The organism is Actinokineospora sp. UTMC 2448 (genome assembly GCF_024760565.1).
GTDB lineage: Bacteria > Actinomycetota > Actinomycetes > Mycobacteriales > Pseudonocardiaceae > Actinokineospora > Actinokineospora fastidiosa.
On sequence record NZ_CP031087.1, the window covers coordinates 767,163 to 778,207 of the forward strand.

Annotated in this window: 10 protein-coding genes; 6 read left to right on the forward strand and 4 right to left on the reverse strand. The window is 74.3% G+C overall.

What is annotated here, in order from left to right; all coding sequences use genetic code 11:
• The first annotated feature begins 262 nt into the window (after window positions 1-262).
• From glpX to Actkin_RS03775, 3 genes are all read left to right on the forward strand, one after another.
• Entirely contained in the window at window positions 263-1,312 is a 1,050-nt protein-coding gene (gene glpX, locus Actkin_RS03765; protein WP_258905931.1) for a class II fructose-bisphosphatase, read from the forward strand.
• A gap of 102 nt (window positions 1,313-1,414) precedes the next feature.
• Window positions 1,415-1,777, forward strand: a complete 363-nt coding sequence (locus Actkin_RS03770; protein ID WP_258905932.1) for a hypothetical protein — start codon at window positions 1,415-1,417, stop codon at window positions 1,775-1,777.
• A 93-nt stretch (window positions 1,778-1,870) separates the two neighbouring features.
• Complete coding sequence (locus Actkin_RS03775) at window positions 1,871-2,506, forward strand: L,D-transpeptidase (RefSeq protein ID WP_258905933.1); 636 nt, start codon at window positions 1,871-1,873, stop codon at window positions 2,504-2,506.
• On the opposite strand, the gene Actkin_RS03780 is transcribed toward Actkin_RS03775, so the two are convergent.
• On the reverse strand, window positions 2,503-3,480 hold the full coding sequence (locus Actkin_RS03780; RefSeq protein ID WP_258905934.1) for an NAD(P)/FAD-dependent oxidoreductase: 978 nt from the start codon (window positions 3,478-3,480) through the stop codon (window positions 2,503-2,505). The genes Actkin_RS03775 and Actkin_RS03780 overlap by 4 nt on opposite strands.
• A 96-nt stretch (window positions 3,481-3,576) precedes the next feature.
• Between Actkin_RS03780 and Actkin_RS03785 the strand changes: the two genes are divergently transcribed.
• Window positions 3,577-4,968, forward strand: a complete 1,392-nt coding sequence (locus Actkin_RS03785; RefSeq protein WP_258905935.1) for a class II fumarate hydratase — start codon at window positions 3,577-3,579, stop codon at window positions 4,966-4,968.
• Here the strand turns inward: Actkin_RS03785 and Actkin_RS03790 are convergent.
• Complete coding sequence (locus tag Actkin_RS03790) at window positions 4,907-5,818, reverse strand: EamA family transporter (RefSeq protein WP_229786428.1); 912 nt, start codon at window positions 5,816-5,818, stop codon at window positions 4,907-4,909. The two genes, Actkin_RS03785 and Actkin_RS03790, sit on opposite strands and share 62 nt — an antisense overlap.
• Before the next feature lie 47 nt (window positions 5,819-5,865).
• On the opposite strand from Actkin_RS03790, the gene Actkin_RS03795 reads away from it, so the two are divergent.
• Entirely contained in the window at window positions 5,866-7,227 is a 1,362-nt protein-coding gene (locus Actkin_RS03795; RefSeq protein WP_189208382.1) for a MocR-like pyridoxine biosynthesis transcription factor PdxR, read from the forward strand.
• Here Actkin_RS03795 and Actkin_RS03800 read toward each other — a convergent pair.
• The gene (locus Actkin_RS03800; protein WP_258905936.1) at window positions 7,224-7,916 is read right to left on the reverse strand and encodes a hypothetical protein; all 693 of its coding nucleotides are present in this window, start codon (window positions 7,914-7,916) and stop codon (window positions 7,224-7,226) included. The two genes, Actkin_RS03795 and Actkin_RS03800, sit on opposite strands and share 4 nt — an antisense overlap.
• 97 nt (window positions 7,917-8,013) lie before the next feature.
• On the opposite strand from Actkin_RS03800, the gene Actkin_RS03805 reads away from it, so the two are divergent.
• Window positions 8,014-9,519 carry an ATP-dependent DNA ligase gene (locus tag Actkin_RS03805; RefSeq protein WP_258905938.1) on the forward strand — a complete coding sequence of 502 codons (1,506 nt, stop codon included), beginning with the start codon at window positions 8,014-8,016 and terminating at the stop codon, window positions 9,517-9,519.
• Here the strand turns inward: Actkin_RS03805 and Actkin_RS03810 are convergent.
• The gene (locus Actkin_RS03810) at window positions 9,502-10,974 is read right to left on the reverse strand and encodes an AlkA N-terminal domain-containing protein (RefSeq protein ID WP_309569107.1); all 1,473 of its coding nucleotides are present in this window, start codon (window positions 10,972-10,974) and stop codon (window positions 9,502-9,504) included. The two genes, Actkin_RS03805 and Actkin_RS03810, sit on opposite strands and share 18 nt — an antisense overlap.
• Window positions 10,975-11,045 lie beyond the last annotated feature (71 nt).

Genomic DNA, 11,045 nt, shown 5'->3' on the forward strand with positions numbered 1-11,045 from the left:
GTCGTTCCGCCGTGGGGGCGGTCAAGGGGCGACGGGTCGCTGGGAGGCGCGGGGGTGTCCTGGGGCTGGGCGGGGTCGGTGTTGTCGGGCACGGCGTCATCGTCGCAGGCGGGGATTCGTGAGGCGGGCGGGGATCGTGTTCGTGCAGGTCACGGTGGGTTTGGGCCGATCGGGGGTGACGAGGGGCACCGGGTCGTCGTTGGGCACTGGACCGATTGGGTCTGGGAGGATTCGCGGGTCACGCGTCGATCCGGGAGGCAGCATGAGCACCTCGACCACGTCCAGCACGCCCCGCCGTCGGGAGGCGCCCGATCGGAACCTGGCACTGGAACTGGTTCGGGTGACCGAGGCGGCGGCGATGGCGGCGGGCCGGTGGGTCGGCCGCGGCGACAAGAACGGCGGCGACGGCGCGGCGGTGGACGCCATGCGGAAGCTGGTGGGCACCGTGTCGATGCGCGGGGTCGTGGTGATCGGCGAGGGCGAGAAGGACGAGGCGCCCATGCTCTACAACGGTGAGGAGGTGGGGAACGGGGACGGCCCGGACTGCGACGTCGCGGTCGACCCGATCGACGGCACGACGCTGATGTCCAAGGGCATGCCGAACGCGATCGCCGTGTTGGCGGTGGCCGAGCGCGGGGCCATGTTCGACCCCTCCGCCGTCTTCTACATGGAGAAGCTCGCCGTGGGGCCGGAGGCGGCCGACGTCATCGACATCACCGCGCCGGTGGCGGAGAACATCCGGCGGGTGGCCAAGGCCAAGCACACCGAGGTCTCCGACGTGACGGTCTGCATCCTGGACCGGCCGCGGCACGAGCACCTGGTGGAGGAGGTGCGGGCGGCGGGCGCGCGCATCCACTTCATCTCCGACGGCGACGTCGCGGGCGCGATCTCGGCAGCGCGGCCGAACACCGGCGTCGACATGCTCATCGGCATCGGGGGCACCCCCGAGGGGATCATCGCCGCGTGCGCGCTCAAGTGCATGGGCGGGGCCATCCAGGGCAGGCTGTGGCCGCAGGACGAGGCCGAGCGGGCCAAGGCGCGCGACGCCGGGCACGACCTCGACCGCGTCCTGATGACCGACGACCTCGTGCGCGGCGACAACGTGTTCTTCTGCGCGACCGGCGTCACCGACGGCGATCTGCTGCGCGGCGTGCACTACCGCTCCGGCGGCTGCACCACGCAGTCCATCGTCATGCGCTCGAAGTCGGGGACCGTGCGCATGATCGACGGCTTCCACCGGCTCACGAAGCTGCGCGAGTACGCCTCGGTGGACTTCGACCGCGATCACGACGAGTTGCCGCCCCTGCCGTAGCTGTAACGGGGGCAACAGAACGCGCATGATCGGCAACCCGGCGGGCGCCGGGTCTCGTACCAGGTGGGCGAGACCCTGTCACCGAGCCAAGGGAGTTGCCCAATGCGCGTCCGACACGTTGTGCTGGGGACGGCGGTGGTCGCGGCACTGACCGCCTGCGGCACGAGCGGCTCCGAGAGCCAGGACGCCGTCCCCGGCACGACCCCGCCCTCCACTCCGCCCGCCACCACCCAGCCCCTCCCCACCCCGCCTTCCTCCAGCCCGCCCGGCACCACCGTCGCGCCCACCCCGCCGCCGAGCACGTCGCTGTCGCCGTCCCCCCGCTCCACGGCCACGGCGCCGCCCACGACGGTGCTGCCGACGCCCATGCGGACCGAGGCCCCGTCGGTCACCCCGCTGACGACGTCGCCCCCGGCGTGGACCCCGGCCGTCTCGCCCACCGCGAGCAGGCCCGCGAACCGGTAGTCCCATAACGGATTGATCGCGGCCGACAACTCGGCCTGCCACGGCGCCGTCTTAGTGGACGAGACCATTTCGCCGGGCAGCCGAGGAGCGGACATGCGCATCCGACACGCTTTGCTGGGGGCGGCGACGGTCGCCGTGCTCGCCGCCTGCGGCACGAGCACGGCATCCCCGCAGGACGCCGCCCCCACCACAGCCAAGCCGACGACCACCACCACGGTCGTCCCCACCACGACCACCAAGCCGACGACCACGACCACCACGGCCCGGCCGACCACCACCAAGCCGACCACCACTAGGCCGACCACCACCACGAAGCGCCCGCCTGCCACGACCACCAAGCCGACGACCACCAAGCCGAAGCCGGTCGGACTGGCCAAGGGCACGCCGTGCAAGGCGACCGCCGACGCGTGCATCGACCTGTCGGCCAACAAGTCGTGGCTGATCGAGGACGGCGTCGCCGTCTACGGGCCGGTGCCGATCACGCACGGCCGTCCCGGGTGGGAGACGCCGCCGGGCACCTTCCAGGTCGGCTGGAAGAACCGGCACCACCGCAGCAGCATCTTCAACAACGCCCCGATGCCGTACTCGGTGTTCTTCAACGGCGGCATCGCCTTCCACGAGGGCAGCCTGCAGGAGCAGTCGCACGGCTGCATCCACCTCTCGCGGACCGCGGCCGCCAAGTACTTCGCCGACCTGCAGGTCGGCGACGTCGTCCAGGTGGTCCGCTAGCCGCTGGAGTGCCCGGGGAACAGGTGCGCGTCCGGGTCGATGGCCACGGCGATGTTGTTCACCGCCGTGGCCGCCTCGCCGAAGCCGGTCGCGATGAGCTTCACCTTCCCCGGGTACGCCGCCACGTCCCCGGCCGCGTAGACCCGGTCGCGGGCGGTGCGCATGGTCGAGTCGACTTTGATCGAGCGCTGGTGGATCTCCAGGCCCCAGGACTCGATCGGGCCGAGGTCCGCGGTGAAGCCCAGGGCCGCGACGACGGTGTTCGCGGGCAGCACCGGGTTGACGTCCACGCCCTTGACCGCCAGCTCCACCTCGGCCAGCCCGGACCCGTCGCCGCGCAGGGCGACCACCTCGGCGTCGGTGATGATCGGCACGCCCAGCTCCTCGACCTGGCGCACGGTCGCGGGCATGGCCCGGAACTTGGCGCGCCGGTGCACCATGGTCACGCTCGCTGCCACCGGGTGCAGCGCGAGCGCCCAGTCGAACGCCGAGTCGCCGCCGCCGACGATGATCACGTGGTGGCCGCGGTGGGCCTCGAACGACGGCACGAAGTGCACCATGCCCCGGCCCAGCCAGTCCGCGCCCGCGGGCAGCGGCCGAGGGGTGAACTCGCCGATGCCCGCCGTCACCAGCACCGCCTTGGCCCGCACGGTGACGCCGCCGTCGAGTTCGACCGAGAAGCCGTCGTCCACCTCGGTCAGCGCCGCCGCCCGCCTGCCCAGCAGGTAGGTCGGCTTCCACTGGTCGGCCTGCTCGACCAGCGCGGCGACCAGGTCCCGGCCGCGCACGGCGGGGAACCCGGCGACGTCGTAGATCATCTTCTCCGGGTACATCGCGGTGACCTGCCCGCCCGGCTCCGGCAGCGAGTCGACCACGACGGTGCTCAGCTCGCGGAATCCGGCGTAGTAGGCGGCGAACAGTCCGGTGGGACCTGCGCCGACGATCAGGAGGTCGGCTTCGATCGGAGCGGTCATGTGCTCCCTGCTCTCGCGCGTGGTGGGCGTCCTCACACCACCCTATGTGCGGTTGCTGACACTGCCCACCGCCCCGGATGCGGCGAGACTGGGGGTATGCCCGAGTTCCGCACCGAACACGACACCATGGGCGAGGTCCAGGTCCCCGCCGACGCCCTGTGGCGGGCGCAGACCCAGCGCGCCGTCGACAACTTCCCCATCTCCGGCCGGGGCCTCGAACGCGCCCAGATCCGCGCCCTCGGCCTGCTGAAGGCCGCCGCCGCGCGGGTGAACGCGCGCCTCGGCGTCCTCCCCGACGACCTCGCCGGGGCCATCGCCGCCGCCGCCGACGCGGTCGCCGCTGGCGAGCACGACGCGCACTTCCCGATCGACGTGTTCCAGACCGGCTCGGGCACGTCGTCGAACATGAACGCCAACGAGGTGATCGCGACCCTCGCCACCCGCGCCCTCGGGCGCGACGTGCACCCGAACGACCACGTCAACGCCTCGCAGTCGTCCAACGACACGTTCCCCACAACACTGCGCGTCGCCGCGGTGGACGCCGTCGTCACCGACCTGCTGCCCGCACTCGACCAGCTGGCCCTGGCGATCGAGACGCGGGCGCAGGAGTGGGCGGACGTGGTCAAGTCCGGCCGCACCCACCTCATGGACGCCGTGCCGGTGACCCTCGGCCAGGAGGCGGGCGCGTGGGCGACCCAGGTCCGCGCGGCGAGCACCCGGCTGACCACGACGCTGCCCAGGGTGGGCGAGCTGCCGATCGGCGGCACCGCGGTCGGCAGCGGGCTCAACGCCCCGCCCGGCTTCGGCGCCGCGGTCGCCGCCGAGCTGGCCGCGGTGACCAGGCTCCCGCTGACCGAGGCCCCCGACCACTTCGAGGCGCAGGCCAGCCAGGACTCGGTGGTCGAGCTGTCCGGCCAGCTGCGGGCCGCGGCCGTGGCCCTCTACAAGATCGCCAACGACCTGCGCTGGCTGGGCTCCGGCCCGCGCACCGGGCTGGCCGAGCTGGCCCTGCCCGACCTGCAGCCCGGGTCGTCGATCATGCCGGGCAAGGTCAACCCGGTGATCCCCGAGGCGACGTTGATGGTCGTCGCCCAGGTGATCGGCAACGACGCCGCGGTCGCCTTCGCGGGCACGCAGGGCAACTTCCAGCTCAACGTCATGCTGCCGGTGATCGCCCGCAACGTGCTGGAGTCCACCCGGCTCCTCGCCGCCGTCTCCCGGCTGCTGGCCACCAAGGTGATCGCGGGGGTGACCGCCGACGTCGACCGGATGCGCGAGTACGCCGAGTCCTCGCCGTCGATCGTGACGCCGCTCAACCGCTATCTGGGGTACGAGGAGGCCGCCGCCATCGCCAAGCAGGCGCTGGCCGAGCGCCGCACCATCCGGGAGGTCGTCGTCGCCCGCGGCCACCTCGCCTCCGGCGCGCTCAGCGAGTCCCAACTGGACGAAGCCTTGGACGTCCTCCGAATGGCCCGCGGCGGCCACTAGCGCCCTCGGCTCTCGGCGGGCGCAGGCCGATCACGCAGCCGGTGGCGACCAGGAGGGTGCCGACGACGCCCGCGGGGCGCAGCGGCTCGGCGCCGATCAGGACGGACACCAGCAGGCCCGCCACCGGCATCGCGCCGATCAGCACGCCCGCGCGGCCCGCGCCGAGGGTGCTGACGCAGCTGAACCACAGGCACGCGGCGAACACCGCGAGGACGGCGACGGTGGCCAGGGCGGCGGCCTCGGTGGCCGTCGGCAGCCTCGGGGTGTCCACGACGGCCGCGATCGCCGCGCCGCCGACGCCCGCGCCGAGGTGGGTCCAGAACGAGGCAGCGTAGCCGCCGTGGCGGCGGATCAGGCCGACGGCGAACAGGGTGAAGCCCACCTCGCCCAGCATCGTCAGGACGGCGAGCAGGAGACCGGGGCCCGACCACGAGCCGCCGCCGGAGAGGACGGCCACCCCGGCCACGACGACCGCGGCGCCCGCGACCGCGGCCACGGCGGGGCGCTGACGGGCGAGCAGCGGTCCGGCCAGCGCCAGCAGCAGCGGGCTGCCGCCGAGGACGGCGGCGACCAGGCCGGGATCGGCGTGCTCCTGGGCGGCGATCAGCGTCGCGTTGAAGCCCAGCATGCCGATCCCGACCACGGCGGCGAGCGCGGGCAGGTCGGTTAATCGAAGACGGCCGAGCGGGATCCGGCGCACGCGCATGTAGGCGGCGAGGACGCCTGCGCCGAGCAGGAAGCGGCCCGCCTGACCGGTCAGCAGCGGATAGTCCACAAGCAGCCCGGACACCGGGACGGTCCCGCCGACGAGGGCGGCGGCGGTCAGCCCCGCCAGTTGAGGATATTTCACGCGATCAGCATCCAGGGTGGAGTGGACCATGGATAAGCTCCACTTCGATGTCTGCGAACTGGTCCACTTTTCGCACCTTGCTCCTCCCGCACGGCACGCGGGGCCGCGCGGTGGAGGCGGCGCTGCGCGCGGCCATCCGGGACGGCACGCTGCCCGCGCACACCCGCCTGCCGTCCAGTCGGGACCTCGCGGGCCAGCTCGGCGTCGCCCGGGGCACGGTCACCGCGGCGTACGCCCAGCTCGTCGCCGAGGGGTACCTGACGGCGAGGCGCGGGTCGGGGACGACGGTGGCGCAGGTCCCCTCGGGCGAGCCCGCCGCGCTGTCCACCCAGGACGAGCGGCGGTGGCGCTACGACCTGCGGCCCGGCCTGCCCGCGCTGAGCGCCTTCCCGCGCGCGGAGTGGCAGGCGGCGACGCGGGCCGGGCTGGCGGAGCTGTCCGACGACCAGCTCGGCTACCCCGACCCGCAGGGCCTGCCCGCCCTGCGCGCCGAACTCGCCGCCTACCTGGGCCGGGTGCGGTCCCTGCCCGCCGCCGACGTGGTGATCACCCACGGGGTGGCCGAGAGCCAGGCCCTGCTGGCCTACCTGCTGCGCGCCGACGGGCACCGCGCCATCGCCGTCGAGGACCCGACCCACCCGGGCTCGGCCGAGCTGTTCGCCGCGCACGGCCTGCGCCCGGTGCCGATCCCGGTGGACGCCGACGGCATCCGCGTCGACCACCTGGCCCGCACGGACTGCCGGGTCGTGCTGGTCACCGCGGCCCACCAGTTCCCGCTCGGCGTGGTGCTCGGCCCCGCCCGGCGCCGGGCGCTCGTGGCGTGGGCGCGCGAGCGCGACGGGCTGATCCTGGAGGACGACTACGACGCCGAGCACCGGTACGACCGGCCCGCCGTCGGCCCGGTGCACACGCTCGACCGCGACCGGGTCGTCTACCTGGGCAGCGTCAGCAAGGTGCTCGCGCCCGCGCTGCGGCTGGGCTGGCTGGTGACGCCGCCGTCGCTGCGCGAGCGGGTCGTGGAGCGCAAACGCCTGTCGGACCTCGGGTGCTCTCCGCTACCGCAGGCCGCGCTCGCGCACCTGCTCCGCACCGGCGGGTACGACCGCCACCTGCGCCGCACCCGCCAGCTCTACCGGCACCGGCGGGACGCGCTGCTCGACGCCGTCGCCGCCCGCCTGCCGGGATGGCGCCCGCACGGCGTCGCCGCCGGTCTGCACGTCGTCCTCAGGATGCCCGCCGGGTCCGACGACGCGGGGCTGGAGCGGGCGCTCGCCGAGCGGGGCATCCACGCGCCCGCGCTGTCCGGCTACGCCCTGCGGGCCGCGCCGTTCCCCGGCCTGGTCGTCGGCTACGCCGCGACGAGCCCGGACCGGCTGCGGGCCGCGGTCCACGAGATCGCGGACTGCTAGACCGAGCAGATGTCGCTGTCGCGCTCCAGCAGGAAGCGGACCAGGACGCCGGACTCGCTGAACTGCATGCGGTACACGGCGTCGGCGTTGCCGGGCACGGCCACGGCGGGACCGTGCGGGTAGTCGAAGTGGGCCGGGTCGAAGTCGGGGTAGACCGCGGCGACCTGGGCCGCCGTCCAGCCCACGCGCATGCCCTCCGGCGTGTGGATCCAGCTCTCTGCCTTGGGGTGCACCGCGAACACGCCGTGCACCGGGTGCACGATGATCCGCTCCAGCGCGGTGATGTCCAGGGCAGGCCAGACCTGGCAGAGGTCGTCGCCCTCCGGGGTCGGCGTGGCCATGCCGAGCGCCTCGGCCTCGTCCGGGGTCATGTCGAGCGTGAGCGTCTGCCAGCCGAACGGGCCGATGACCGCGTTGGAGTCCCCGCCGCCACTGGGCTTGCGCGTCTTCGTCGTGGTGGGCGCGGGCTTCTTGGTCGTCGGTCTCGCGGTCGACCTCTTGGTGACCTTCTGCACCGGCGCCGTGGTCGTCGAGCCCGTGGTCGTCGAGCCCGTGGTCGTCGACTCCGCGGGCGTCGGCGACGGGACGCTGGACGGGACCGCGACGGCGCTTCCCGATGGCTTGGCCCCGCAGGCGGTGACGGCGATCAGACCGGCGGCAAGGACGATGGCGGTGCGCACGCGCGACATGGGCTGCTCCACTGTGTACGGGGTCTCGCAGTCATAGACGGCCTTCCCCGCCCGTGGTTCCGGTCGCGCTGTCGGTGTTCGCGGGCATGATGGACGCATGCTCAGGTTCGCCGACGTGGTCGCGGTGTCGTCGACGGTGAGCGCGACCCGCTCCCGGCTGGCGAAGGTCGACGCGCTCGCCGGGCTGCTGACGGCGGCCGATCCCGACGAGGTGCCCGCCGTCGTCGCGTTCCTGGCGGGCGCGCCGCGCCAGGGCCGCATCGGCGCGGGGTGGCGCACGCTGGCCGCCGTCGCTGGCCAGCCCGCCGACAGCCCGACGCTGACCGTGCGCGCGGTCGACGCGGCGCTCGGCGAGGTCGCCGCGGTCTCCGGCTCCGGCTCGACGGCCCGCCGCGCCGACCTGCTCGGCGGGCTGCTGACCGCCGCCACCGCCGACGAGCAGCGGTTCCTCCGCGCCCTGCTGACCGGCGAGCTGCGGCAGGGCGCGCTGGAGGGCGTCATGCTCGACGCGATCGCCAGGGCGTCCGGGCAGCCGGGGCCCGCCGTCCGCCGCGCGTTCATGCTCTCCGGCAGGCTCCCGGAGACCGCCGCCGCCGCGCTCGCGGGCACCCTCGACGACGTCCGGCTCGAACTCGGCCGCCCGGTGCGGCCCATGCTCGCCTCGCCCGGCGCCACCCTCGCCGACGCCGTCGCCGACCTGTCGCCCTGCCTGGTCGAGTACAAGATGGACGGTGCGCGCATCCAGGTGCACAAGCGCGGCGCGGACGTGCGCGTCTGGACCCGCACGCTGCGCGAGATCACCGGCAGCGTGCCCGAGCTGGTCGAGCTGGTGCGCGGCCTGCCCTGCGCGGCCGCCGTGCTCGACGGCGAGACGCTGGCGCTCACCGACGACGGCCGCCCGCGCCCGTTCCAGGAGACCATGAGCCGCTTCGGCAGCACGGTGGAGGAGCAGGTCCGCGCCCTGCTGCTGCGGCCGTACTTCTTCGACTGCCTGCACCTCGACGGCGAGGACCTCATCGACGAGCCGCTGCGCGTGCGCACGGCGGCGCTGCGCCGCGCGGTCGGCGACCACGTCATCCCCGGGGTCGCCGAGCCCACCCTGGAGCAGGCCGAGGAGCTCACCTCGGCGGCCCTCGACGCGGGCCACGAGGGCGTCATGGTCAAGGACCTCGACTCGACCTACCAGGCGGGCAGGCGCGGCAAGGCGTGGCAGAAGGTCAAGCCGGTGCACACCTTCGACCTCGTCGTCCTGGCCGCCGAGTGGGGCCACGGCAGGCGCACGGGCACCCTGTCGAACCTGCACCTCGGCGCGCGCGACCCGGACGGCGGGCCGCCGGTCATGGTCGGCAAGACGTTCAAGGGCCTCACCGACGAGCTGCTGGCCTGGCAGACCAGGACCTTCCCGGAGTTCGAGTCCCACCGCGACGACTGGACCGTCTACTTGCGACCGCACCTGGTCGTGGAGATCGCGCTCGACGGCGTGCAGGTCAGCCCTCGGTATCCCGGCGGCATCGCGCTGCGGTTCGCCCGCGTGGTGCGCTACCGTCCCGACAAGACGCCCGCGGAGGCCGACACCATCGACACGCTACGAGGCCTTCTCTAGCGGCCGCGCGCTCGCCTGCCACAGGTGCATCCCGGCGTAGGAGCGCCACGGCTGCCACCGCTGGCTGTACTGGTCGAGTCCGTCCGGAGTGGACGGGAGGCCGAGCACGGCCGCGCCCTTGCGCAGCGCGACGTCCTGCAACAGCAGGGTGTCCGACACGCCCAGCAGGCGCATCACGACGTACCCTGCCGTCCACGGCCCGATGCCGGGGAACGACCGCAGCCGCACGCACAGGTCCATGCTCTCCGCGCCCACGTGCAGGTCGAGTTCGCCCGACGCGACCGCGGCGCACACCGTCACGATGGTCTCGATGCGGCGCGCGGGCCCGGTCAGCACCGACGCCCCGTGCTCGGCGATCGCCGCCGCCGTCGGGAACAGGGTCGTCAGGTTGCCGTCCGCGGTGGGCAGGCGCTCGCCCAGCGCCGTGGTGAGGCGGCGGGCGGCCGTGCGCGCCGCGGCGACGGTCACCTGCTGCCCCAGCAGCGCGCGGACCAGCGTCTCCGCGCCGTCGACCGAGCCGGGGACGCGGATGCCGGGCGTGGCCGCCACCGACGGGGCCAGCACCGGGTCGGCGGCCAGCACCTCGTCCACCGCGACCGGGTCGGCGTCGAGGTCGAACAGCCGCCGCAGCCGGGCGACCGCGGTGCCCATGTCGCGCATGTCGGTCAACGCCAGGGCGCACTCGACGTGGCCGTCCATCGGCCGCAGCCGGGCGGTGGCGGTGCCGTGCGGGAGGCGCAGCGTGCGGGCGTACCCCTCGGCCGTGGCCTCCTCGACCCCGGGGACGGCCCGCGCGGCCAGGAACGCCAGCACGCCCTCGGCGTCGAACGGCTCCCGCACGGGCAGCCGCAGGACGACCCTGCCGGGGGAGGTGGGGCGGTCGCCGCGCCGCGCGGCGCGCAGGGCGGTCGGCGTGGTGGCGAAGACCTCGCGGATGGTGTCGTTGAACTGCCGGACGCTGGAGAAGCCCGCGGCGAAGGCCACGTCGGAGACCGACAGCGCCGTCGTCTCGATGAGCACGCGCGCCTGGTGCGCCCGGTGCGCGCGGGCCAGCGCCAGCGGGCCAGCGCCCAGCTCGGCGGTGAGCACCCGGGTCAGGTGCCGCACGGAGTAGCCCAGCCGGGCGGCCAGCCCGGGCACGCCCTCGCGCTCCACGGCGCCGTCGGCGATCAGCCGCATCGCCCGGCCCGCGAGGTCCGCGCGCAGGTTCCACTCCGGCGAGCCGGGCACCGCGTCCGGCAGGCAGCGCTTGCACGCCCGGTAACCCGCCTGCTGCGCGGCCGCAGCCGTCGGGAAGAACTCGACGTTGTGCCGCTTGGGGGTCGTGGCCGGGCAGGAGGGCCTGCAGTAGATGCCGGTCGTGCGCACGGCCGTGATGAACTGCCCGTCGAAGCGGGCGTCTCGGGCGGTGACAGCGCGGTAGCGCTGGTCGGGGTCGGTCAGCACGCCGTCCATGCTCGCAAACCCCGCCACCCCCGGCTGGCGGGAATCGGACACAGACAAGAGGGGCCGGTCCCACCGGGACC